18 protein-coding genes and 1 pseudogene are annotated in these 24,798 nt (G+C 70.1%); 11 read left to right on the plus strand and 8 right to left on the minus strand.

The window, feature by feature from the left end; all coding sequences use genetic code 11:
- The first annotated feature begins 42 nt into the window (after positions 1-42).
- Positions 43-1,209, plus strand: a complete 1,167-nt coding sequence (locus STRBO_RS41705) for a DUF6397 family protein (RefSeq protein ID WP_028796729.1) — start codon at positions 43-45, stop codon at positions 1,207-1,209.
- On the opposite strand, the gene STRBO_RS0118310 is transcribed toward STRBO_RS41705, so the two are convergent.
- Positions 1,096-1,971 carry an acyl-CoA thioesterase gene (locus STRBO_RS0118310; protein WP_005475120.1) on the minus strand — a complete coding sequence of 292 codons (876 nt, stop codon included), beginning with the start codon at positions 1,969-1,971 and terminating at the stop codon, positions 1,096-1,098. The two genes, STRBO_RS41705 and STRBO_RS0118310, sit on opposite strands and share 114 nt — an antisense overlap.
- Before the next feature lie 19 nt (positions 1,972-1,990).
- Positions 1,991-4,504 (minus strand): DEAD/DEAH box helicase, encoded by a 2,514-nt coding sequence (locus STRBO_RS0118315; RefSeq protein ID WP_005475119.1) that lies wholly within the window; start codon positions 4,502-4,504, stop codon positions 1,991-1,993.
- A 166-nt stretch (positions 4,505-4,670) separates the two neighbouring features.
- Between STRBO_RS0118315 and STRBO_RS0118320 the strand changes: the two genes are divergently transcribed.
- Entirely contained in the window at positions 4,671-5,465 is a 795-nt protein-coding gene (locus STRBO_RS0118320; RefSeq protein WP_028796730.1) for a metal-dependent hydrolase, read from the plus strand.
- Positions 5,466-5,503: 38 nt separating this feature from the next.
- On the opposite strand, the gene STRBO_RS0118325 is transcribed toward STRBO_RS0118320, so the two are convergent.
- The 3 genes from STRBO_RS0118325 to STRBO_RS0118335 all read right to left on the minus strand — a co-directional run bounded on the left by STRBO_RS0118325 (position 5,504) and on the right by STRBO_RS0118335 (position 9,966).
- Positions 5,504-5,974, minus strand: coding sequence for a DUF5709 domain-containing protein (locus STRBO_RS0118325; RefSeq protein WP_005475117.1), 471 nt, complete (start codon positions 5,972-5,974; stop codon positions 5,504-5,506).
- 345 nt (positions 5,975-6,319) lie between these two features.
- Complete coding sequence (locus STRBO_RS0118330; RefSeq protein WP_005475116.1) at positions 6,320-8,101, minus strand: ABC transporter ATP-binding protein; 1,782 nt, start codon at positions 8,099-8,101, stop codon at positions 6,320-6,322.
- Entirely contained in the window at positions 8,098-9,966 is a 1,869-nt protein-coding gene (locus STRBO_RS0118335) for an ABC transporter ATP-binding protein (protein WP_005475115.1), read from the minus strand. Before STRBO_RS0118335 ends, STRBO_RS0118330 begins: the two co-directional genes overlap by 4 nt.
- A gap of 358 nt (positions 9,967-10,324) precedes the next feature.
- On the opposite strand from STRBO_RS0118335, the gene STRBO_RS0118340 reads away from it, so the two are divergent.
- The 3 genes from STRBO_RS0118340 (at position 10,325) to STRBO_RS0118350 (ending at position 14,371) form a co-directional block, all read left to right on the plus strand.
- Positions 10,325-11,020 (plus strand): hypothetical protein, encoded by a 696-nt coding sequence (locus STRBO_RS0118340; RefSeq protein ID WP_202499413.1) that lies wholly within the window; start codon positions 10,325-10,327, stop codon positions 11,018-11,020.
- A gap of 155 nt (positions 11,021-11,175) precedes the next feature.
- The gene (locus tag STRBO_RS0118345) at positions 11,176-12,786 is read left to right on the plus strand and encodes a peptide-N4-asparagine amidase (RefSeq protein ID WP_005475112.1); all 1,611 of its coding nucleotides are present in this window, start codon (positions 11,176-11,178) and stop codon (positions 12,784-12,786) included.
- Positions 12,787-12,931: 145 nt separating this feature from the next.
- Complete coding sequence (locus STRBO_RS0118350; protein ID WP_005475110.1) at positions 12,932-14,371, plus strand: C4-dicarboxylate transporter DctA; 1,440 nt, start codon at positions 12,932-12,934, stop codon at positions 14,369-14,371.
- 75 nt (positions 14,372-14,446) lie between these two features.
- Here STRBO_RS0118350 and STRBO_RS0118355 read toward each other — a convergent pair whose 3' ends face one another.
- Positions 14,447-14,902 (minus strand): MarR family winged helix-turn-helix transcriptional regulator, encoded by a 456-nt coding sequence (locus STRBO_RS0118355; protein ID WP_005475108.1) that lies wholly within the window; start codon positions 14,900-14,902, stop codon positions 14,447-14,449.
- Positions 14,903-15,037: 135 nt separating this feature from the next.
- Here STRBO_RS0118355 and STRBO_RS0118360 point away from each other — a divergent pair, with 135 nt between their 5' ends.
- Both STRBO_RS0118360 and mltG read left to right on the plus strand, forming a co-directional pair.
- Positions 15,038-16,966 carry an ABC transporter ATP-binding protein gene (locus tag STRBO_RS0118360; protein WP_005475106.1) on the plus strand — a complete coding sequence of 643 codons (1,929 nt, stop codon included), beginning with the start codon at positions 15,038-15,040 and terminating at the stop codon, positions 16,964-16,966.
- Positions 16,967-17,009: 43 nt separating this feature from the next.
- A complete protein-coding gene (gene mltG / locus STRBO_RS0118365; protein WP_005475105.1) occupies positions 17,010-17,894 on the plus strand; it encodes an endolytic transglycosylase MltG in 885 nt (294 codons plus the stop codon).
- Positions 17,895-17,920: 26 nt separating this feature from the next.
- Here the strand turns inward: mltG and STRBO_RS0118370 are convergent, their stop codons facing one another.
- On the minus strand, positions 17,921-19,000 hold the full coding sequence (locus STRBO_RS0118370; RefSeq protein ID WP_005475104.1) for an NAD(P)-binding domain-containing protein: 1,080 nt from the start codon (positions 18,998-19,000) through the stop codon (positions 17,921-17,923).
- A 142-nt stretch (positions 19,001-19,142) separates the two neighbouring features.
- Between STRBO_RS0118370 and STRBO_RS0118375 the strand changes: the two genes are divergently transcribed.
- The 4 genes and pseudogenes from STRBO_RS0118375 to STRBO_RS41710 all read left to right on the plus strand — a co-directional run.
- Positions 19,143-19,565, plus strand: a complete 423-nt coding sequence (locus STRBO_RS0118375; RefSeq protein ID WP_005475103.1) for a secondary thiamine-phosphate synthase enzyme YjbQ — start codon at positions 19,143-19,145, stop codon at positions 19,563-19,565.
- A gap of 581 nt (positions 19,566-20,146) precedes the next feature.
- Complete coding sequence (locus STRBO_RS0118380) at positions 20,147-22,048, plus strand: NB-ARC domain-containing protein (protein WP_005475102.1); 1,902 nt, start codon at positions 20,147-20,149, stop codon at positions 22,046-22,048.
- The gene (locus STRBO_RS0118385) at positions 22,049-23,353 is read left to right on the plus strand and encodes a tetratricopeptide repeat protein (protein ID WP_020114577.1); all 1,305 of its coding nucleotides are present in this window, start codon (positions 22,049-22,051) and stop codon (positions 23,351-23,353) included.
- Positions 23,354-23,464: 111 nt separating this feature from the next.
- A pseudogene (locus STRBO_RS41710) lies at positions 23,465-23,587 on the plus strand (IS3 family transposase); the annotation flags it as partial.
- Positions 23,588-24,020: 433 nt separating this feature from the next.
- Here the strand turns inward: STRBO_RS41710 and STRBO_RS0118395 are convergent.
- On the minus strand, positions 24,021-24,788 hold the full coding sequence (locus STRBO_RS0118395) for an enoyl-CoA hydratase-related protein (protein WP_005475097.1): 768 nt from the start codon (positions 24,786-24,788) through the stop codon (positions 24,021-24,023).
- Positions 24,789-24,798: the final 10 nt, after the last annotated feature.

Genomic DNA, 24,798 nt, shown 5'->3' on the forward strand with positions numbered 1-24,798 from the left:
GCGAGACCGGCGCGAGCACCGCACCACACGGGGAGAACCACCATGTCCGGCGACACGATCACGCGATCCTCCATGCCCGTCACGACCGCCATGCCCGTCACGACCGCCGGGTCCGGCAGGCCCGTGGTACCGGGCGCCGCCACGGCACTGGCCCGGGCGGCCGGCCACACCCTCACAGCGAGTCGTGCCGCCCGTGAGCTGGGCCTGAAACGAAGCGAACTCGACCTCGCCGTCCGTCTGGGATGTCTGCGCACGATCGTCGACGACGTGGGCGGAGTCCGTCGGATCGCACGGACGGAGATCGACCGGCTTCGTGCCGAGAAGGGCTTCCCGCAGACGCTGCGGGAACGGATCGACGCCGTCGGTACCGGTCCGGCCGCCCAGATCGTGGGTGTGCCCGCCTCGCGCTTCACGCGACTCGCGCGGCTGGGGCTGGTCACGCCTGTCAAGTTCTATCTGAACCGCTACCGAGCCGTGGTCTGGCTCTACCTGGCAACCGAACTACGGCAGTTCGCAGCCGACAAGAACAACGCCCGATGGCTGACGGGCCGGATGCCGGAGGACATGAGGCGCCGGCTGGAAGCGGGGCTGGATCTGCGCCCCCGGAACTGGCGAGGGCGCCATCTCGGATTCCTGCTGCGCGAGTCCGACGACCCCTGGCGCCGCGCCGCCGCCCCGGCCGCCCTGCTCGGTCCGGTCCAGGTCGCGGAGATCGTCCAGGACCCCTGTGAACGCGCCCATCTGGACCGCCACCGGCCCGCACGGGCCGACCAGCCCCCGCCCGAGTCGCCCGCCGCGCAGCTCATCGCGCGGATCATGACGGCGGACGATCCCGATGAGATCGCGTGGCTGCGTGCCGACCTCCAGCACGCCCTCGCCGAGGCCCGCGCCCATCGCCTCGCGCCACGGCCCCGCCGGAACGTGCCCTCGCCCACCGTCGCCTCGCAGCGCGGAACGCCGACGGTGGCGGGACCGGCATCGAGCGCGCCGCGGGGAGGGCGGCGTCCCGACTCGCAGCCGACGGCCGGCACGGCTCCCCAGGGCCGACGTGGCCTGCTGGGCCGGCTCCGACGCAAACCCCCACTGATCCGCCGGTCAGGCTCCGAGCTTGCGGAACAGCCCCTCCTGCACGACCGACACGAGCAGACGTCCTTCCAGATCGTAGATGCGGCCGCGGGCCAGTCCGCGGCCGCCCACCGCGATCGGTGACTCCTGGTCGTACAGGAACCACTCGTCGGCGCGGAACGGCCGGTGGAACCACATGGCGTGGTCCAGCGACGCCATGTCGAAGCCACGAGGCCCCCACAGAGGCTCGACCGGGATACGGACCGCGTCCAACAGGGTCATGTCACTGGCGTACGTCAGCGCGCAGGTGTGCACGAGCGGGTCGTCCCCCAAAGGTCCCACGGCCCGCATCCACACGGCGCTGCGCGGCTCGGCGTTCTCGACCTCCTCGGGGGTCCAGCGCAGCCGGTCGACATAGCGGATGTCGAAGGGCTGACGCCGGGCCATGCGTTCCAACTGCTCGGGGAGCGCGCCCAGATGCTCGGTGATCTCCTGCGACACCGTCGGCAGCGACTCGGGGTCCGGCACCTTCCGGGCGGGCGGCAACTGGTGCTCGAAGCTCCCCTCTTCAGGCTTGTGAAAGGAGGCGGTCAGATTGAAGATCGTGCGGCCCTGCTGCACGGCGGTGACCCGGCGTGTGGTGAACGACCGCCCGTCGCGGACCCGCTCGACCTGGTACACGATCGGCACCCCGGGCCGACCGGGGCGGAGGAAGTACGCGTGCAGCGAGTGCACCGGCCGGTCGCCCTCCGTGGTGCGACCGGCGGCGACCAGCGCCTGGCCGGCGACCTGGCCGCCGAAGACCCGTTGCAGGGACTCCTGCGGGCTGCGCCCACGGAAGATGTTGACCTCGATCTGCTCCAGGTCGAGCAGGTCGACGAGCCGCTCGGCGGGGTTGGTCGTCATGTACTGGCCTCTCCTGTGCTCACAGCTGACCGACGTCGGTGACCTTGACGACGGCGCGTCCCTCGGCGTCGGAGGCCGCGAGGTCGATCTCCGCGCTGATGCCCCAGTCATGATCACCGTTCGGGTCGGCGAAGGTCTGCCGGACGCGCCACAGCCCGTTCTGCGGCTCCTCCTCGATCATCAACAGCCGGGGGCCACGGGCGTCGGGGCCCGTGCCGAGCTCCTCGTACTCGTCCCAGTACTTGTCCATCGCCTCGCCCCACCGCTCGGCGTCCCAGCCGGACTCGGCGTCCATCTCGCCCAGTTCGCCCACCTGATCGAGAGCGGCGAGCTCGACACGGCGGAAGAGGGCATTGCGGACGAGGACACGGAAGGCGCGCGCGTTGGCGGTGACCGGCTTGACCTGGTCGGCCTTCTCCTGGGCCTCTTCGGCCGTCATCTCCTCGGGGTTGGCGAGCTTCTCCCACTCGTCGAGGAGGCTGGAGTCGACCTGGCGCACCATCTCACCGAGCCAGGCGATCAGGTCCTCCAGGTCGTCCGACTTGAGGTCGTCCGGGACCGTGTGGTCGAGCGCCTTGAAGGCGCCGGCGAGGTAGCGCAGGACGATGCCCTCGGTGCGGGCCAGCTCGTAGTGCGACGTCAACTCCGTGAAGGACATGGCTCGTTCGTACATGTCCCGGATCACCGACTTCGGCGACAGCGGATGGTCGCCCACCCAGGGGTGGCTCTTGCGGTAGACGTTGTACGCGTGGAAGAGCAGCTCCTCCAGCGGCTTGGGGTAGCTGACGTCCTGGAGCCGCTCCATGCGCTCCTCGTACTCGACGCCGTCCGCCTTCATCGCGGCCACGGCCTCGCCGCGCGCCTTGTTCTGCTGGGCGGCGAGGATCTGCCGCGGATCGTCCAGCGTCGACTCCACGACGGAGACCATGTCGAGGGCGTAGGACGGGGACTCCGGGTCCAGCAGTTCGAAGGCGGCCAGCGCGAAGGTGGACAGCGGCTGGTTGAGCGCGAAGTCCTGCTGGAGATCGACCGTCAGCCGGACGATGCGGCCCTCGGCGTCCGGCTCGTCGAGCTTCTCGACGATGCCGCCGCCCAGGAGCGAGCGGTAGATCGCGATCGCGCGGCGGATGTGGCGCAGCTGCTGCTTGCGCGGTTCGTGGTTGTCCTCCAGCAGATGGCGCATGGCGTCGAAGGCGTTGCCCGGCCGGGCGATCACCGACAGCAACATCGTGTGGGTGACGCGGAAACGGGAGGTGAGCGGTTCCGGGTCGGAGGCGATGAGCTTCTCGAAGGTGCCGTCGCTCCAGCCGACGAAGCCCTCGGGCGCCTTCTTGCGGACGACCTTGCGGCGCTTCTTCGGGTCGTCGCCGGCCTTGGCGAGCGCCTTCTCGTTCTCGATGACGTGCTCGGGCGCCTGCCCCACCACGTAACCCGCCGTGTCGAAGCCGGCCCGCCCGGCGCGGCCCGCGATCTGGTGGAACTCACGGGCCCGCAGCGTCCGCACCCGGTTGCCGTCGTACTTGGTCAGAGCGGTGAACAGCACAGTGCGAATGGGGACGTTGACACCGACGCCGAGCGTGTCCGTGCCGCAGATGACCTTCAGCAGACCGGCCTGGGCCAGCTTCTCCACCAGCCGCCGGTACTTGGGCAGCATGCCGGCATGGTGCACACCGATGCCGTGCCGCACGTAACGGGAGAGGTTGCGGCCGAACTTGGTGGTGAAGCGGAAGTTGCCGATCAGCTCGGCGATCCGGTCCTTCTCCTCCCGCGTGCACATGTTGATGCTCATCAGCGCCTGTGCGCGTTCCACGGCCTGGGCCTGGGTGAAGTGCACGATGTAGACGGGAGCCTGCTTGGTCGTGAGCAGTTCGGTGATCGTCTCCGTCAGCGGAGTCAGCACGTACTCGTAGGAGAGCGGGACCGGGCGGGTCGCCGAGCGGACCACCGAGGTGGGACGGCCGGTGCGCCGGGTCAGGTCCTTCTCGAACATCGAGACGTCACCGAGCGTCGCCGACATCAGGATGAACTGGGCCTGCGGCAGCTCCAGGATCGGAATCTGCCAGGCCCAGCCGCGATCGGCCTCCGCGTAGAAGTGGAACTCGTCCATCACGACCTGGCCCACGTCGGCGTGCTTGCCGTCGCGCAGGGCGATGGATGCCAGCACCTCGGCGGTACAGCAGATGACGGGGGCGTCGGCGTTCACGGAGGCGTCGCCGGTGAGCATGCCGACGTTCTCGGTACCGAAGATCTTGCACAGCTCGAAGAACTTCTCCGAGACGAGTGCCTTGATCGGAGCCGTGTAGAAGGTGACCTCGTCGCGGGCGAGGGCCGCGAAGTGCGCACCCGCCGCGATCATGCTCTTGCCGGAGCCGGTGGGCGTCGACACGATCACGTTCGCGCCGGAGACCACCTCGATGAGCGCCTCCTCCTGATGCGGGTAGAGGGTGAGACCGCGTTCCTGGGCCCACGACTCGAAGGCTTCGTAGAGGGCGTCGGGGTCGGCGGTCCGCGGCAGCTGATCGATGAGGGTCACGCCCCCATCTTGCCTGCCCGCGTGGCCGATGGGGGAATCGGATGCCGGACCGAAGATCGCGAACGCTACGCTGTGGCGCCGACGGAACATCAGCGCACCTGGACAACTGGACAGCGGCACACCGCGCCTGGACAGCGGCACGAACGGAATGGGACGGGGCACGGCCATGATGGGACCAGCACACTCACTGTCGGGAGCCGCGGCCTGGCTCGGCGTAGGGGCGGCAGCGGCGGCCACCGGGCACACCATGCCCTGGCCGGTCCTCCTGACCGGTGCGCTGATCTGCGCGGGCGCCGCGCTCGCCCCGGACCTGGATCACAAGGCTGCCACGATCTCGCGATCCTTCGGTCCGCTGTCGCGCTGGGTGTGCGAGATCGTCGACAAGCTCTCGTACGCCGTGTACAAGGCGACGAAGAAGCAGGGCGACCCGCGGCGCTCGGGCGGGCACCGCACGCTCACGCACACCTGGCTGTGGGCGGTACTGCTCGGCGCCGGCGCCTCCGGCATCGCCATCACGGGCGGGCGCTGGGCCGTGCTGGCCATCCTGTTCGTGCACATGGTCCTGGCCATCGAGGGTCTGCTGTGGCGGGCGGCGCGGGGGTCGAGCAGCGATGTGCTGGTGTGGCTGCTGGCCGCGACCAGTGCCTGGATCATCGCGGGTGTCCTGGACAAGCCGGGCAACGGGGCGGACTGGCTGTTCACACAGCCGGGCCAGGAGTATCTGTGGCTCGGGCTGCCGATCGTGCTCGGCGCGCTGGTGCACGACATCGGGGACGCGTTGACCGTGTCGGGCTGCCCGGTCCTGTGGCCCATACCGATCGGGCGCAAGCGCTGGTACCCGCTGGGCCCGCCGAAGGCCATGCGGTTCCGGGCCGGCAGCTGGGTGGAGCTGCGGGTGTTGATGCCGGTGTTCATGGTGCTCGGGGGAGTGGGCGCGGCGGCGGCGCTGAACGTCATCTGAGGTGCGGCCCGGCCCCGGCCGGGCTCCCGGGAAGCGGGTCAGCCGGACAGGGAGTCCTCGTCCACGATGTGCATCGCCGCCTCCTCGGCGGAGGCGGCCGCCCCGTCGATGCCCACGTCGCTGGCGACCAGCCCGCTCTCCTCGTCCTCGTGCGCGCCCTCGTCGGGAGCGACGAGACGCCCGGAGCGCACATCACCCACCTCGTTGTCCAGGGGCTCACCGTCGGTGTCCTGCGAGTCGCCGATACCGTCCCCGCCGGGGTAGGCGATGTCCGGAAGCTCCTCGGCGAGGCGCTGCTCCAGAGTCTCGCCGCGCAGCCGCTCCGCCGCCGTCACACCGGTGTGCTCCACCGCCCAGGGCCGCTCCGGTGGGGACCAGCCCCGGTCGAGCGGGTCGGGCACACCGTCGGCGAGCAGGGTGTCCTCGGCGTCCAGCAGCCCCGCGTCGTCCTGGATCTCGGATCCGTCTGGCTGGTAGACGTCGTCTCCCCAGCCGCCGACTGTGTCCACGGATACCTCCAGTGGTGGGACGGGCCCGGTGCCACCGCTCGGCGGCGGTGGGCGCGCGGACCGCTGGGCGACGGCCCGGACCCCGTGAACCGGGCGGTTCACGGGCGTCCCCCGAATCAGTGCCCACCACCAGCCTTCCACTCGCGTTCGGCACCGCGCAACGGCAGGGGGCCGGAGGCCGCCGGACCACCGGGCCGCCGCCCCTCCCGGCCCCGTGCCTTCCCGGCCGAGCGGCAGGACGCGGGGACTCACGCAGCCCTGCGACCACCCGGGGAGACGGGCCGGGCCGAGGACTCCTCCCCGCCCCGGCCCACCGCACCCCTGACGCTCGCGCCCTGCCGACGGTCAGCCGTGCCACGACCTCCACAGGGCGGCGTACGCGCCGTCCGCCTCGACCAGTTGATCGTGGCTGCCCAGCTCGCTGATGCGGCCGTTCTCGACGACGGCGATGACGTCGGCGTCGTGGGCGGTGTGCAGGCGATGGGCGATGGCGACGACCGTGCGGCCGTCGAGGACACGGGCCAGGGAGCGTTCCAGGTGGCGGGCCGCACGCGGGTCGAGGAGCGAGGTCGCCTCGTCCAGGACCAGCGTGTGCGGGTCGGCGAGGACCAGCCGGGCCAGCGCGATCTGCTGGGCCTGCGCGGGAGTGAGGGCGAACCCGCCGGAACCGACCTCGGTGTCCAGCCCCTCCTCCAGGGCCTGCGCCCAGGTGTCGGCGTCGACCGCGCCCAGCGCCGCCCACAGCTCGGCGTCCCGCGCACCCGTGCGGGCGAGGAGCAGGTTGTCGCGCAGCGAGCCGACGAACACGTGGTGTTCCTGGTTGACCAGCGCCACATGGGAGCGGACGTCCTCGGCGGGCATACGGGACAGCTCGGCCCCACCCAGGGTGATACGGCCGTCGCGGGGGGCGTAGATCCCGGCGAGGAGCCTGCCCAGGGTCGACTTGCCCGCGCCGGACGGACCGACCAGGGCGAGCCGGGTGCCCGGCGCGACCTCCAGGGACACCTTGCGCAGGACGTCGACGCCTTCGCGGTACCCGAAGCGCACCTGGTCGGCGTGGACATGGCGTCCGTCCGGGGCCACGGCCGGGTCGCCCGCGTCGGGCTCGATGTCCCGCACGCCCACCAGGCGGGCCAGCGACACCTCGGCGACCTGCAGCTCGTCGTACCAGCGAAGGATCAGGTTGACCGGGTCGACGAGCATCTGGGCGATGAGCGCGCCCGTGGTCAGCTGGCCGAGCCCGATCCAGCCCTGCAGGACGAACACCCCGCCGACGATCAGCACCGAGCCGAGGACCGTGGTGTGCGTGAAATTGATGACGGGGAAGAGCACCGACCGCAGCCACAGCGTGTACCGCTCCCAGGCGGTCCACTCCTCGATGCGCTGGTTCGACAGGTCGATCCGGCGCGTGCCGAGGCGGTGGGCCTCCACCGTGCGGCCGGCGTCGACGGTCTCGGCGAGCACGGCGGCGACGGCGGCGTACCCGGCGGACTCCGAGCGGTAGGCGGAGGGAGCCCGCTTGAAGTACCAGCGGCAGCCGAGCACCAGCAGCGGCAGGGCGAGCAGTACGGTCAGAGCCAGTGGGGGCGCGGTGACGGCGAGCCCGCCGATGAGGAGGGCCACCCACACCACGCCGATCGCCAGCTGCGGCACGGCCTCGCGCATGGCGTTGCCGAGCCGGTCGATGTCCGTGGTGATGCGGGAGAGCAGGTCACCGGTGCCGGCGCGTTCCAGGACACCCGGCGGCAGCCCGACCGACCGGACGAGGAAGTCCTCGCGGAGGTCGGCCAGCATCCGCTCCCCGAGCATGGCGCCGCGTAGCCGCACCTCCCGGACGAAGACGGCCTGGACGAGGAGGGCGACGACGAAGACTGTCGCCGTGAGCTCCATGTGGAGTTCACGGGCCCCGTCCGAGACGCGTTCGACGAGGCCCCCGAGCAGGTAGGGGCCCGCCATCGAGGCGACCACGGCGACCGTGTTGACGGTGATGAGCAGGACGAAGGCCCGGCGGTGCCGACGGAACAGTTCCGCCACGTAGGCGCGTACGGTCGCGGGGGCGCCGACGGGCAGGGTGTTCGCCGTCGTCGGGGCGGCCGGGTCGTAGGCCGGGGGCGCCACGCCGATCATGCGGTCTCCTCGATTTCTTCCAGTTCGTCCAGCACGTCGCTGAGGGCGGTCCCGAGGTCCGCCGGCCGATCCGCGAAGCCGGGCCCGGCGGCCCGGAGGGTTTTCTCCCCGGAACCGCCGGCCGGGGCGGTCTCCTCGTCGGTTTCGCGGGTGACGACCGCCCGGTACAGGGGTTCGTCGTGCAGGAGGTCGCGGTGCGGGCCCACCGCCGTGACCTTGCCCTCGTGCACGAGGACGACGCGTTCGGCGAGGTCCAGGAGCAGGGGCGAGGAGGTGAAGACGACCGTGGTCCTGCCCGCCCGCAGCGACCGGATGCCGTCGGCGACCCGGGCCTCGGTGTGCGAGTCGACGGCGGAGGTCGGTTCGTCCAGGACCAGGACGCCGGGGTCCGTGACGAGGGACCGGGCCAGCGCGAGGCGCTGGCGCTGGCCGCCGGACAGGGACCGGCCACGCTCGGTGATCCGGGCGTCCAGCGGGTCCTCGGTGTCGAGCGACCCCTGGATCAGGGCCTCCAGCACGTCACCGCACTGGGCGGCGGCCAGCGCCTCCTCGGCGGTGACCTCGCCGGAGGCGGGGACGTCGAGGAGTTCGCGCAGCGTGCCGGAGAGCAGCACCGGGTCCTTGTCCTGGACGAGGACGGCGGTGCGGGCGGAGTCGAGGGGCAGCTCGTCGAGCGGGACGCCGCCGAGCAGCGCGGAGGCGCCCTCCTCGGTGGCATGGCCGCCGAGCCGTTCGGCCAGGCGTCCGGCCGCGTCGGGGTCGCCGCACACCACGGCGGTGAGAAACCCGGCGGGTGCGAGCAGTCCGGTCGCCGGGTCGTACAGGTCGCCGGTGGGCACGGCGGCCGCGCGGGCTCCTTCGGTGTCCGTGGCCCGTTCCAGCGACAGCACCCCGGCGGCCCGTTTGGCGGACGGGCGGGAGAAGGAGTACGCCATCGCGATCTCCTCGAAGTGCCGGAGCGGATACGTGAGCAGCATGACCGCGCTGTACACGGTGACCAGCTCGCCGACCGTGATCCGGCCCTCACGGGCGAGACCCACACCGTGCCACACGACCGCGATCATCAGCAGCCCCGGCAACAGCACCTGCAGACCGGAGATGAGAGCCCACATACGGGCGCTGCGGACGGCGGCGTGGCGGACCTCCTGGGAGGCCCGGCGGTAGCGGTCGAGGAAGAGTTCCTCCCCGCCGATACCGCGCAGGACGCGCAGGCCCGCGACGGTGTCGGAAGCCAGCTCGGTGGCGCGGCCCGCCTTCTCGCGCTGGAAGTCGGCCCTCCGGGTCGCGCGGGGCAGCAACGGCAGCACGGAGAGAGCGAGGACGGGGACGCCCACGGCGACGACGATGCCGAGCGCGGGCTGGTAGACGACCAGGGCGACACAGACGAGCACCACGGTGAGGGCCGCGGCCGTGAACCGGGAGACGCCCTCGACGAACCAGCCGATCCTCTCGACGTCGCCCGTGGAGACGGCGACGATCTCACCGGCCGCCACCCGCCGCGTCAGCGCCGAGCCGAGCTGGGCCGTCTTGCGGGCCAGCAGCTGCTGGACGCGCGCGGCGGCGGTGATCCAGTTGGTGACCGCGGAGCGGTGCAGGAAGGTGTCGCCCAGCGCGATGGTGAACCCGCACAGCACCAGCACCACGCCCGCGAGGGCGAGCCGGGCGCCGGAGCGGTCGACCACGGCCTGGATGGCGAAGCCGACACAGAACGGCAGCCCGGCCACGGAGGTGAAGTGCAGCAACCCCCATGCCAGCGCCTTGAACTGTCCGCCGAGCTGATTCCGGCCGAGCCACCACAGGAAACGTGGACCCGAGCGGGCGTCCGGCACGCCGGGGTCTGCGTACGGAAGGTCTTGAATCTGCATGACGTCCCAGAGGCTCGTGTCAGGGTGGGGGAGAGGTAGGGCGAAGTGGGGAGAAAGGGGCCGTGAATCCGACGACCGGCCGTGAAAGGTTCGCGTCGCGGCGCGGTCGGAAGCAAACGGTTTTCCGGGGCCGGGCAAAGTTTCGGCCTGGACCACCCGGCCGAGGCACGGCGCGCGGGACGGCGGACGCATCCGTCCGGTGAGCGGTGCGACGATGGACGGCATGCGAATAGGCGGTACGAGGCGGGGACGAACCGGCGTGACGAGCGATGCGGATGCGGGACGGGCTAAGAACAAGGGTGCGACGAGGGGCGCGAGTCGGCTCCCGCTCGCGGCGGTGGTCTGTGGTGCGCTGGTGATGTCCCTGGCGGCGTGCGGCGGTTCGGGCGGCACGAACGACGGGGGCGGGCCGGACACGGACGCCATGAAGTCCGGCGACAGGACCGGCCGCGCCGAGGCTCAGACCGTGGACCCGACCCGTGTCCCGGACGTGGGCGACCGTCTGCAGAAGCAGATCCCCGCCGAGTCCCGCCAGGTCGTGGCGGTGTACGGGGAAGGCGAGGACGACGCCGACGCTTCGGTCGTGCTCTACACGAAGAGCGGTTCCATCTGGAAGAAGACCCGAAGCTGGGAGGGCCACAATGGCAAGAAGGGGTGGACCACCGACCATCGGGAAGGCGACAAGCGCAGCCCCGTGGGTGTGTTCACGCTCAGCGACGCGGGAGGCGTCCTCGCCGATCCGGGAGCCAAGCTCCCGTACAGCCGGTCGGCGTCGTTCCAGGCACCGCACTACTGGGCCAAGTCGCACTGGCACGACTTCGACTACGTGATCGCCATCGACTACAACCGAGTCAAGGGCACCTCGCCGATCGACCCGACGCGTCCCGAGGGCCAGTCGAAGGGCGGCAGCATCTGGCTGCACATGGACCACGGCAGCGGCACCTCGGCCTGCGTCAGTCTGTCCAAGTCGGGGATGGAGTACCTGCTGCGCACCCTCGACCCGGCCCAGCACCCGGTGATCGTCATGGGGGACAAGGCGGCACTGAAGGCCTGAGGCGCCGGGCGTCGCCGCGATCCCCCCGCCCTGCCCACCCACTCGCCCCGCCCACCCACTCGCCTCGCCCCCGTTCGCCCCGCTCACTCGCGCACCCCGCTTGTGGCCGGAGATCGCGTTGCGGCGGGGCGCCGACTGCCCGTAGAACTCCGGCCATGAGAAGCCGGATCATCATGTCCATGCTCACCGGGGTGACCCTTGTGGTGGGCACCCTCCTAGGGGCCGGGACGGCCCGATCCGCCGACGTCCCCGCCGAGTTCGGTACCGACTGGCACGACCCGGTCACCGCCGCCCCGCCCGTCACCGGGCCCGCGCACAGCACGTCGTGCGAGGTGACGGTCGCCGAGGCCCGGTTCAGGGACTTCACGCCCTACCGGGGGACCTACACACCGCCCGGTGACTGCGGGACGAGGTGGAGCAAGGTCGTCCTGCGGCTGGACGGCAAGGTGAAGGGCCGTCAGTTCGACCGCCTCGGGTATCTGCACATCGGCGGAGTCGAGGTGCTGCGGACGTCCACCCCGCAGCCCTCGCCCGACGGCATCGAGTGGTCCCTGGAGAAGGACGTCACCCGCTATGCCCCCACCCTGCGCACCACGCGGCCCGTGGAGATGCTCATCGGCAATGTCGTCGACGACACCTACACCGGCGTCCTCGACGTCAGGGTCACGCTGACGTTCTACGCGGGCCGGCCCGACGCGAGGACGGCGGCGACGATCCCCGACCGCGTCCTCACCCTCCAGGACGGCAGCACTCTGACCACCCCGCGCAACAGCGAGCGCGTCGTCGCCGAGGTGTACGCGACCGGGTCCGGCGGCGGCTGCGAGGAGTACTGGTACCTGACGGTCCCCGCGCAGGCGCCGTACTCCTGCAAGGCGGACGAGGGGCCGTACCGCGAGGTGCAGATCACGGTGGACGGGCAACTGGCCGGAATCGCCGCACCCTTCCCGAACGTCTGGACGGGCGGCTGGTCCAACCCCTTCCTCTGGTACGTCGTCCCCGGACCCCGTGCCTTCGACGTCCAGCCCCTGCGCTACGACCTCACCCCCTTCGCGGGCCTCCTCAACGACGGCCGCCCGCACCGGATCGAGGTCTCCGTCGTCGGCGTGCCCGAGGGGCAGAGCGGCTGGAGCACTCCGGTCAACGTCCTCGTCTGGCAGGACGCGAGGAGCGAACGCGTCACCGGTGCCCTGACGAAGGCCCAGGCGGGCGATCGCGCCTCCGAGTCCACGTACACGCCCGGCGCGCAGCACCGCCTCGACACCGAGGGCCGCCACCGGCTGACCGTCGCCGGGTATGTCGACACCTCGCACGGCCGGGTGACGACGACCGTCCGTCGGAGTCTCGCCAACACCTCCACGCACACCTGGGCCGAGGGGGAGAACCCCGACGCGCTCGACGCGAGGTGGAGCGACGACGAGACGGTCACCGTCGAGGGGCGCGTACCGGCCCGGACGACGCGTGTCCAGCGGTCGTACACGATGGACGGAACGACGACGCTCGGCGCGGGCGACCGCCTGCGGACCGTGCTCACGCTCGGCGACCGGGCGACGGTCGCCGAGACGCGGGGCGGGCGGCGCACGGCGTGGTCCCGGCTCGACGACACCTACACGGGGGACGCCACGTACACGGCGAACGTGCCGCGTGACCAGCGGCACGCGGTCGGGACGACGCGCGAGCGCTACCGGACGTACGGCTCGTACGGGTGCTACGACCGTTCGCTGGTCTCCGTACAGGGAGTGCTGACGGAGGACCGGATGGGCTGTTGACGCCGAATGCGTGCGATGTGACGTCTGTTCGATGATTTACAGCGGCGAAACGCAGTGGTCTTCTCCACGAGCGACAGCTCCCCGATAGTGATCGGCGCGGAAGCTCTTTTCCGCATGACAGAAAGTTCCTTCGGAGGAGTGCCCCGTGCCGCAGTCCGTACCGTCCCTGACGCGACGCGTCGCACGCATGCTGCGTACCTCACTGTTCGCACAAGTCGGAGTAGCGCTTGTGCTCGGAATCGTCGTCGGAAGGTTGTGGCCGGACACGGCCACGACCTTCCAGCCGCTCGGCGACGGCTTCATCCGCCTCATCAAGACGGTCATCTCGCCCCTGGTGTTCTGCGTGGTCGTCGTCGGCATCGCCAAGGCCGGCAACCTCAAGGCCTTCGGACGGATCGGGCTCAAGGCCCTGATCTGGTTCGAGGTGGCCTCGACGGCCGCGCTGCTCATCGGTCTGATCGCCGCCAACCTCGTCGGCCCCGGCTCGGGCATGAACGTCGACCCCTCGAAGCTCGACACCTCGGCGGTCGACGCGAAGACCGCCGGCGGCGAACTGCCGACGACCGGCGAGTTCATCCTGAACGCGCTGCCGCAGAGCGCGATCGGCGCGTTCGCCGAGAACTCGCTGCTCCAGGTGCTCGTGCTCGCCTGCCTCGTCGGCGCGGCGCTGCTGCACCTCGGTCACACCAAGGTGCCCAAGATCCTGCCCGCCATCGAGCAGGCGCAGGAGGTCATCTTCGCGATCGTCGGCTTCGTCATGAAGCTGGCCCCGCTCGCGGTGTTCGGCGCGATGGTCCATCTGGTCGGCGAGTACGGCCTCGGCGTCATGAAGACCTACGCCAAGCTGATCATCCTCTGCTACGCCGTCGCGCTCGTCTTCCTCGTGCTGCTCGGCGTCGCGCTGAAGCTGGTGACCGGGCTGAGCCTGTGGAAGTTCGTCCGCTACACCCGGGCGGAGATGCTGCTGGCGCTGGGCACCGCCTCCAGCGAGAGCGTCATGCCGCGCATGATGCAGAAGCTGCGGCAGGCCGGCGCCCGCGACGACGCCGTGGGTCTGGTGCTGCCCACCGGGTACTCCTTCAACCTCGACGGCGCGTCCATCTACCTCTCCATCGGCACGCTGTTCATCGCGCAGGCCGTCGGTGTGGACCTCAGCCTCAGTCAGCAGATCACCGTCATCCTGGTCCTGATGCTCACCAGCAAGGGGATGGCCGGCATCCCCGGTTCGGCCTTCCTCGCCCTGTCGGCGACGGCGTCCTCGCTCGGTGCCATCCCCGCCGGGGCCGTCGCCCTGCTGCTCGGTGTCGACCGCATCATGGACTCGATGCGTGTCGTCACCAACCTCCTCGGCAACTGCGTCGCCGTCTTCGCGGTCTCGAAGTGGGAGGGCGCGCTGGACACCGAGCGGGCGAAGAAGATGCTCGACGGGGAGATCCAGTTCGTGGAGGAGGACGACGAGCCCGCCGACGACGGGGGCGCGAAGCCTGCCGCAACCCCCGCGAAGCCTGTCGAAGCCCTCGCGGTTGCGGCGGCTCCCGCGCTCTCCAAGGCCGAGACGAAGGAACCGGCCCCCGAGGTGAGCTGACCGCTCGTCCTGCGAACTCCCGTACAGAAGGGCCCGGCGCGGAATCCCGCGCCGGGCCCTTCCTGCGACCTCGGCTCAGCAGCGCCGCTCCGCCACCGGCGCCCCGTCGATCAGCGTGTCGAGCAGCCCGCCGAGCAGCCCGCGCTGATCGTCCGACAGCGGCGCCAGGATCTCCTCCGCCGCCGACCGTCGTGCGTGGTGCAGCTCCCGCAGGACGTCGCGGCCCTCGTCCGTGACCTCTATCCGGATCACCCGCCGGTTGGTCGGATCGGGGACCCGGCGCACCCGGCCGCTCTCCTCCAGCGCGTCGACCAGAGTCGTCACGGCGCGGGGAACGACCTCCAGACGCTCCGCCAGATCGGCCATGCGCGGGGGCGTGTCGTAGTGCGCGAGGGTGCGCAGCAGCCGGGACTGCGCCGGTGTGATCTCCAACCCGCTCTGCTGGAGGTGGCGCTTCTGGATGCGGTGCACACGGCGGGTGAGCCGCAGCAACTGCTCGGCGAGCGGCCCGTCGGCGTCGGGGGTGGTCATACGGGAACAATATCAGGACCATGTTCATTGTGAGTATAGGTAACAATGAGCTAAGCTCCGTAAATCCGTCCCGCAGCGCACTCTGCCCTCCGCTCCACGCGCGCCCATCCTCCGTCTCACCTCCCGTAGGAGCCCATGCATCCCGACCATGAACCCGCCTGGGGACCGTCCGGCCACTCGTCGGAACAGCCTCGCCAGGTACGCCGGATCCTGAAACTCTTCCGCCCCTATCGCGGTCGGCTCGCGATCGTCGGTCTGCTCGTCGGCGCCGCCTCGCTCGCGTCGGTCGCCACGCCCTTTCTCCTCAAGGAGATACTCGACACCGCGATCCCCGAGGGCCGTACCGGCCTGCTGAGCCTGCTCGCGCTGGGCATGATCCTGAGCGCGGTCCTCACCAGCATCTTCGGTGTCCTTCAGACGCTGATCTCCACGACCGTCGGCCAGCGCGTCATGCATGATCTGCGCACCGCCGTCTACGGCCGGCTGCAGCGCATGTCGCTCGCCTTCTTCACCCGCACCCGCACCGGAGAGGTCCAGTCCCGCATCGCCAACGACATCGGCGGCATGCAGGCGACCGTCACCTCCACGGCCACCTCCCTGGTCTCCAACACCACCAGCGTGGTCGCCACCGTCGTCGCGATGCTCGCCCTCGACTGGCGGCTCACCGTGGTCACCCTGCTCCTGCTGCCGCTGTTCGTGTGGATAAGCCGCCGGGTCGGCAACGAGCGCAAGAAGATCACCACCCAGCGCCAGAACCAGATGGCCGCGATGGCCGCGACGGTAACCGAGTCCCTGTCCGTCAGCGGCATCCTGCTCGGCCGCACGATGGGCCGCGCCGACTCGCTCACCAAGTCCTTCGCCGTGGAGTCCGAGGGGCTCGTCGACCTGGAGGTCAGGTCCAACATGGCCGGACGGTGGCGGATGGCCGTCATCACCGTCGTCATGTCCGCGATGCCCGCCGTCATCTACTGGAGCGCCGGGATCGCGCTGCAACTGGGCGGCCCGTCCGTCTCGGTCGGCACGCTCGTGGCCTTCGTCTCGCTCCAGCAGAACCTGTTCCGGCCGACCGTGAGTCTGCTGTCCACAGGCGTCCAGATCCAGGCCTCGCTCGCCCTCTTCCAGCGCATCTTCGAGTACCTCGACCTGCCCATCGACATCACCGAGCCCGAGAACCCCGTCCACCTCGACCAGGTCAAGGGCGAGGTCCGCTTCGAGAACGTCGAGTTCCGCTACGACGGCATGAGCGGCGAGGACGGCAAGAACGGCGACGGCGGCAAGAGCGGCGACGGCGGCAAGAACGGCGAGGACGGCAGGCGGGGCGACCAGGACCGTCGGCGCCCGATCCTCGACGGCATCGACCTCACCGTCCCGGCCGGAGGCAGTCTCGCCGTGGTGGGGCCGACCGGCGCCGGCAAGTCCACGCTCGGCTGCCTGGTGCCGAGGCTGTACGACGTCACGGGCGGCCGGGTCACCCTCGACGGGGTCGACGTGCGGGACCTCGACTTCGACACGCTGGCCCGTGGCATCGGGGTCGTCTCCCAGGAGACGTACCTCTTCCACGCCTCGGTCGCCGACAACCTGCGCTTCGCCAAGCCGGACGCCACCGACGAGGAACTGCACGCGGCGGCACGGGCGGCCCAGATCCACGACCACATCGCGGCGCTGCCCGACGGCTACGACACGGTCGTCGGCGAACGCGGGCACCGCTTCTCCGGCGGTGAGAAGCAGCGGCTCGCCATCGCCCGCACCATCCTGCGCGACCCGCCGGTCCTCATCCTCGACGAGGCGACCAGCGCCCTCGACACCCGCACCGAACAGGCGGTGCAGCAGGCCATCGACGCGCTCTCCGCCAACCGCACCACCGTCACCATCGCCCACCGCCTCTCCACCGTCCGGGACGCCGACCAGATCGTGGTGCTCGACTCCGGCCGGGCGGTGGAGCGCGGTACGCACGAGGAGTTGATGGAGAGGGGAGGGCGGTACGCGGCGCTCGTACGGCGCGACGCGCGGCTGACGCCGGCCCACGAGTCGGCGAAGGTGCCGAAATTGGAGCCGACAAGATGAAGATATGCCGGGTTTAGGGTGATATGCGGGTTACCGTGCCCGCATGCAGATGAACACTCCGCCACGGAGCACGATTCGACTGACGCGTCGGGGCCAGGTCGCCCTCATCGCGACCGGAGCCGTCGTGGCGGCCACCGCCGTGGCGGTGCCGCTGCTGAGCGTGGAGGGCGGTGGCGGCGCGGCCGAGCGCCCGGCGTCACTGGTGATCCCCGAGGGCTGGCGCTCCGGCCAGGTCTACGCGGCCGTCGACAAGGCCCTCGCCCTGCCCGCCGGATCGACCAGGAAGTCCCTGCGCAAGGCCAAGCTGATGCTGCCGGCCGACGCCGAGGGCAACCCGGAGGGCTACCTCTTCCCGGCGACGTATCCCTTGAAGGAGAAGTCGACCCCCGAGTCCCTGCTGACGTCCATGGTCGAGACCGCGAACAAGAAGTTCAACGGCGGTCAGGTCACGGCCGGGGCCCAGCGCAACGCGATGAACGTCTACCAGGCGGTCACGATCGCGAGCATCATCCAGGCCGAGGCGGCCACCGAGCAGGACATGGGCCGGGTGTCCCGGGTGGTCTTCAACCGCCTGGAGCGCGGGATGCCGCTGCAGATGGACTCCACCATCAACTACGCGCTCAACCGCTCGACGCTGGACACCAGGGTCGACGACACGAAGATCGACAGCCCGTACAACTCGTACCGGCGCATGGGGCTGCCGCCCACGCCGATCGCCAACCCGGGTGAGGCGGCGATGCGCGCGGCGGTCAATCCGGCGTCGGGCGCCTGGCTGTACTTCGTCACGGTCAAACCGGGCGACACCCGCTTCACGGCGGACTACCAGGAACACCTGCGCAACGTCGCCGAGTTCAACCAGAACCGGAAGAAGCCGTCGCCGTCCGTCGAGGCGGGTGTACCGTCGTCTCCCTCGCAGGCGGCCGGCTGAGATCCTGCTCGAGTCGGCTCGGGGCGTCAGACGGTGGCGACCGGTTCGCTCGCCAGCAGCCGCCTGATGTCCCGTACCGCCGCCCGGCCGGCGCGGTTGGCACCGATGGTGCTCGCCGAGGGGCCGTAGCCGACCAGGTGGACGCGGGGGTCGGCGATCGCGCGGGTGCCGTCGACGCGGATGCCGCCTCCGGGCTCGCGCAGCCGCAGCGGTGCCAGATGGTCCACGGCGGCGCGGAATCCGGTCGCCCAGAGGATGACATCGGCGTCCACGCGGCGGCCGTCGTCCCACTCCACGCCGTCGGGCGTGATCCGGTCGAACATCGGCAGCCGGTCCAGGACGCCGTCCGCGAGGCCCTGCCGGACGGCGTCGTTGAGCGGGAGGCCCGTCACCGAGACCACGCTCTTCGGCGGCAGCCCCTGCCGCACCCGCTCCTCCACCATGGCCACGGCCGCCCGTCCCGCGCCCTCGTCGAACGGCTCCTCGCGGAAGACGGGCGGGCGCCTCGTCACCCAGGTCGTCGCGGCGGCGTAGGGGGCGATCTCCAGCAGGTGCTGCGTGCCGGACGCGCCCCCGCCCACCACGACCACCCGCAGTCCCGCGAACTCCTCGGGCCCCGGGTACTGGGCGGTGTGCAACTGTCGCCCCCGGAAGGTCTCCTGACCGGGATAGCGCGGCCAGAACGGCCGGTCCCAGGTGCCCGTGGCGTTGATCAGCGCCCGCGTCGACCACGTACCGTCCGAGGTCTCCACCAGCAGCCGCCCGTCCTCGCCCGCCCGCACCGCGTGGACGTCCACCGGGCGCCGTACCCGCAGGTCGAAGGCGTGTTCGTACGAGTCGAAGTACTCGCTGACGACCTCGGCGGACGGCCGCGTCGGATCGGCTCCCGTCAGCTCCATGCCGGGCAGCGCGTGCATCCCGTGCACCTTGCCGTACGTCAACGACGGCCACCGGAACTGCCAGGCGCCGCCCGGGCCGGGCGAGTGGTCCAGCACCACGAAGTCGCGCTCCGGCTCGAAGCCGGTCCGGCGCAGGTGATAGGCGCCCGCCAGACCTGCCTGGCCGGCGCCTATGACGACTACCTCGATCTCGCGCGCGTTGTTCACGTTTCTACCAACAGGGGAGGGCGTGCGGATCTTCCCTGCGTGAGGGTGTGATCGGGCACAGGGTGTGATCGGCGCCGGGTGGGCCGGGCCGCGCGAGGGGTCACTCCCGCGCCGCGTCCAGGGGGTGCGCGAGGATGGAGGCATGTCCGATGCCTTCACCACCCGAGTCCTGAACGTCGCCTCCGGATCCCGTGAGCGGGTCGTCGACCTCACCCGCGACTGCGAGGCGTTCCTGCGCGAGACGGCGGCCGGACGGGACGGCCTGCTCAACGTCTTCGTCCCGCATGCCACGGCCGGCATCGCCGTCATCGAGACGGGCGCCGGCAGCGACGACGACCTCCTCGCCGCCCTCCGCACGCTCCTCCCCGCCGACGACCGCTGGCAGCACCGCCACGGCACCCCCGGGCACGGCCGCGACCACGTCCTCCCCGCCCTCGTCCCACCCCACGCCACCCTGCCGGTCATCGACGGGCGGCTGGAACTGGGGACATGGCAGTCGGTGTGCCTGGTGGACACGAACACCGAGAACCCGGACCGTCTGGTCCGATTGAGCTTCCTCGGTTAGGTGCCCCTGGTGGGGCTGTAGGGGCAGTCCCGGCCGCACCGAATGCGGCAGGGAGTGGGGCTGGGAACTGTTCCCCGTGGGCTTGGCGTCCGCTGAATCCTGTAGGAGCCTGTCAGCAGCATCTTGGCCCCATGCAGCGACCGGGAAGTCTGAGAGGAGCGCGTTTCGACGTCGAGCGGAGCAGCGGACTCGCAGCCGCCTACTGCGGCGGCGCGGATACAACGGTGATCGTCCAGATGGCCGGGCTCATGGGGCTTCCCGATATGTAGCAGCCAGTTGGGTCAGCCAGGGCTCGGATCGTCGGTGATGCCTGAAGGCACCACCATCCTCTGCGTGTTCGGCACACCTGAGCAGGATCTTGTGCATGCCTGCTGTCCGTTGTCTGGGCGGCCTGGGGGTGGGCATGCGGACGACGGTCATGAAAGAGCCACCTGTCTCCCAACTCAACTGAAGCGCAGCCCAGGCGACTTGACTTGGGCTGCGATGTGAATCGGCCTCGAGAGGAGGCCGAAGGTGGCGGACCCGCTCGGCCGAACGGACCTCAGGTCGGGCGGTACAGGGGCAATCGGCGGAGGGTGCGAATGACCACAGCAGACGGCCAGGTGGGAGTCGTCTTCGTGCACGGGTTCCTGTCGAGCCCCCGAGTTTGGTCAGATGTGGAGAAACTCATCCGACAGGACACACAACTGGACTTCGTCACACCGCTGCTGTTCCGTTACTCCTCTCCCCGGTTTCGCATACACCCGTTGCGTACCGTTCCGACCTTCGAGGTCATCGCCGACAAGTTGGCGGGTTTCATCGAGGTGGAGGCCGCCGCATTTCCGAGGCTGGTCCTCGTCACGCACAGCCAGGGCGGTCTGATCGTCCAGCGGTATCTGCATCGGACGCTCAGTGACGCCGAAGGGCCCAGGCTTCGCCGGATCCGCCAGATCGTGATGTTCGCCTGCCCCAGCGCCGGTTCGCAACTCGCGCTCAGCCTGCGGCGCAGCGGACTGTTCGGGTGGACTCCGCAGGAGCCGCAACTGCGGCCTCTGAACTCAGCTGTCACTGAGGCGCTTCGAACCGTTGTCAACCGTGTCGTGCATGCTGGCGAGGCCGGCCCGGCCTGCTGGCCCATACCGATCACCGCGTACGCGGGTGAGGAGGACGGGGTGGTGCCACCGGCGTCGGCTCACACCGTCTTCCCGGACAGACGGGTCGTCTCGGGTGATCACCGGACGCTCATACGCCCCAAGAGCGAGGAGGACGGTCGCTTCCAGCATCTGCGGGCAAACCTCCTCGCCGTACGCGACGGGAGCGGCGAGGCTCCCTCGGACACCGTTCCCGCCGACGCTCCGGCACCGGCCGGTCCCCCGCGCTGGGCCCCGGGGGCCCCACATGCGCCTGCGGCGCGGCATCGGTCCCTGACCTCCTGGGATCGCTATGTGCTCATCGAGCCCGAAGAGCTGATCCATGTGGACAAGGTGATCGACGACGTCACCGCCGCGATCGAGGACCCGCGCGGCACGGCCGCGTCCGCAGTGGCCGTGCACGGCGAGGGTGGCCTTGGCAAGACGGCCATCACCCATGCAGCCGTCCAGCGCGTTACCAAGGGAGACAGCTTCACCCACGTCGTCTGGGCTTCGGCACGCAACGCCCGGTTCTCGGCGGCCAACGCCAGTGAGGCATCCGTCAACTCGATGTACTGGCACGACCTGCTCCGTATCATTGCGCAGCAGGTGGACTGCGAGCTCTCAACCGCCCAAGCACTCTGGGAGGGTGAGCTTCGCGATCACATCGAGCGTCGGCTCACCGACGCCCGTGTACTGGTGGTGGTGGACAATCTGGAGTACGTGGACGCCGCCGACGAGGTCATCGAGCAGCTGCGGTCCCTCGGCTTCCGCCGCCCCCACCGCATCGTGGCCACCACCCGCCTGAAGTCGTCCGGCAATGACATGGGCGTGCGGAACATTGCCATCCACCCGCTTGGGGAGAGGGAGTCGTCCAATCTGGTCCGGCTGACGGCACGCGACAGCGGCTCTGATCTCGCGGACGCACGCGATGAGGAACTGGATTCCATCTACGGGATCACCGAAGGGAACCCGTTCCTGATCAAACTCATCACCCGTCGCTACGCCGTGAGTGGCCTCCCGCTGCCACGGATCATCGACGAGCTGCGCCAGGTGACGGGAGAACTCGGATCGGCGGTGAAGGCATGGCTCTTTGAGCAGTCACTGGAGGAACTGGCCCGTCGCTCGTCACGGAAGGAGGCTCGCCGACTGCTTTTCTCGTTCTGCGCCAATGGACGGGGCGGAGCCATGAGCTATGAGGAGCTGTTAGAAGAGAGCGTCCGTCCCGACGACGTGAACCGGTTCAACACCCTCATCACGTCCGCCTGTCGGCTGGGGCTGGTGCGAGCGTCCGGACGTGACCGCCGGTACTCGATCCACAGCCTGCTCTACGAGCACACCTGCCCGCAGATCGGGTGCGGGAAGTCGGTCTGAATGGAAGACCGCGCAGCGTCCGCCATGACGGTCTGGCAACGAGAGGTGCGGGAGGAGGCGGAGGAGGAGTATCCACAGCGGATAGCGGCCGCCGTGGCCCATCCTGAGCGCTACGCGGACCCGGAGCGGTTCCCGAGGCTGGCCCGTCTTCTCGGCGGCGCTGTCATGGTGCGCAAGACCCTCCCTCCGCAGCTGACCCAGGCGCTGCTCGGCCTGGCCTTCGAAACCGTGCTGACGGTGGGCGCAAGCAGTCGGTTCCGCGAGCACGAGGAATTCGGACGGAGCGTCCAGGCCCTTATCGACGTCCTCGAAGCGACCGGGACACCAGTTTCCGGGCTCCTGCTCTCCGCGGCCCGCTTTCAGGCGCTTTTCGCTAACGGTGACCAGTCCCGGCTGGACCTCATCGTACGTGCCGTCGACGCGAGCCGGACCGTCGACGAGCGCATCGCGGCATTGCTGACCATGTCCCGCTCACGCACCGACATCAGTGACTACCAGGGCGCGAGGGCGGCGCTGGACGAATGTGCTGGGCTGGTCCGCCAGGAGTCGGCGGCGCACTGGCGAGCGGAGTACGAGCACAGCCTCGGGCTCTCCCACTACTACGCAGATCCAAAACGTGCCGCGGAACACTTTGAGAAGTCAGTACGGTTTGGGCAGCCAGTACTCGGCCGGCCTGGTGTCAGCCAAGCGGTCGCGTCCTCGCTGCACTACCTGGGGCGGTTCGCCGCCGAGGGCGGGGAGTATGCCCGGGCCCTCGAACTCTTCGTCGAGGGCGAAAGTCTGTCCGACAGGCGACTGACGTCCCACGGTTTCTACCACCAACGCCTGGCGGAGATCCTGGTGGCGCACGGCACAGTGGAAGAGGCCGCCCACCACCTGGCACGCAGTCAGCAAACCTTTGACCAAGCCGCGCAGCGCAGCAACGCCCTGGCCCTGCTCGGCGGCACTTGGACCGACTTCTATCTCCGCACCGGTGACCTCCACCAGGCCGACGACGCGGTGTCCCAGGCGATCGAGCAGAGCCGCAAAGAGAAGGGGGCACGGATCGAACTCGTGCTGCTGGCGAAGCGGCTCCGCCTGCTGCTCCGACAGCGCCGCCTGGGTGCCCCGCTCGTACTGCTCTGCCGGGCGGCCTGGCTGTACATGCGGTACGAACTCGACTGCAACCCGGTCACCGCGCTCCGTCAGACGCTCGTCGTGGCCAGGCAGGGCGCCCGCATGGTCCGCTCCGGGGCGAGCCCCGGCGGACAGCCTCTCGTCTGTCCGTGCGGCGAGAACCACCGGGGAGGGGAGGACGCCGAGTAGGAATGGGTCTCGACAGCCACCTGCCTGGTGTCTACTACGCCTGGCGCGAGGGCGGGGCCGCCCGCCAGGCCGCCGACGGCCTGCTCGCGCACGAGATTGCTGCACATGGCCTCCCGAGAGACCTACGGCGTCCCGCGTGTCCATGCCGAACTGCGCCGCCTGGGAGGGCGGGTGGACCGCACGCGCGTCGCCCGCCTGATGCGCGAGCACGAGATCCGCGGTGCCGGCCGACGCAAGAGGTGTCGCTGACCCGGCCGGACAGGAAGGCGAAGCCGGCCCTGGACTTGATCGGCATGGACTTCCATGCCGAGCGTCCCGGGATCAAGCTGGTCGGCGACATCACCTACCTGGCACTGCCGAGTGCTGGCTCTACCTCGCCTGCTGGACTTGGCCACCCGCGAGGTCGTCGGTCATGCCATGGCTGATCACCCGACGACGGACGCCCGGTCCGCCACGGCTACTTCAGCCCCAGGGGAACCGTTCCTGCCGCTTCTGTCGTCCTCGTCCTGATTTCATCATGGTCCGAAGGCGCCCCGGACATCCGGGCACCGCCCTGATCCGACCCCGGTCCTTCCCCTTACGGGACCTGGCTCACAACCCGCACATGACGAGGGGCGGCGGACCGAAAACCCGTCCACCGCCCCGCGCACCGAGTCAACTCACCCCGTCAGTGCCCCTTGAAAACAGGCGCCCTCTTCTTCATGAACGCGCTCATCCCCTCGCTCTGGTCCTCCGTCGCGAACAGCGCATGGAACACGCGCCGTTCGAAGAGAAGCCCGTCGCGCAGACCGGTCTCCAAAGCCCGGTCGACCGACTCGCGGGCGGCCGTGACGGCCGGGCGGCCGTAGGAGGCAACTGTCGTGGCGGCTTCCGTGCTCTCGGTGAGGACGCGGTCGTCCGGGACCACACGCGACACCAGGCCCGAGGCCTCTGCCTCGCGGGCGTTCATCGTGCGGCCAGTAAGGATCAGGTCCATGGCCTTGGCCCGGCCGACCAGGCGGGTGAGCCGCTGGGTGCCGCCGATGCCGGGGATCACGCCGAGCTTGATCTCCGGCTGGCCGAAGACCGCCGACTCGCCCGCGATGATCAGGTCACACATCATCGCGAGTTCGCAACCGCCGCCCAGCGCGTAGCCGTTGACCGCCGCGATCTTCGGCGTCCGGAATCCGGCGAACTCCTCCCAGCCCGCGAAGTAGTCCTCCGCGGCCATGTCCACGGCAGACTTCCCGGCCATCTCCTTGATGTCGGCACCGGCCGCGAAGACCTTCTCCGAACCGGTGACGACGAAGCAGCCGACATCCGGGTCGCGGTCCAACGGACGTAGTACGTCGAGGAGTTCGGCCAGCAGCTCGCTGTTGAGGGCGTTCAGGACGTGCGGTCGGTGGAGTCGTACCGTGACGACGCGGTCATGACGTTCGATCTTGAGGGTATTCATCGACTCTCCC

The sequence above is a fragment of the Streptomyces bottropensis ATCC 25435 genome (assembly GCF_000383595.1).
Taxonomy (GTDB): Bacteria; Actinomycetota; Actinomycetes; order Streptomycetales; family Streptomycetaceae; genus Streptomyces; species Streptomyces bottropensis.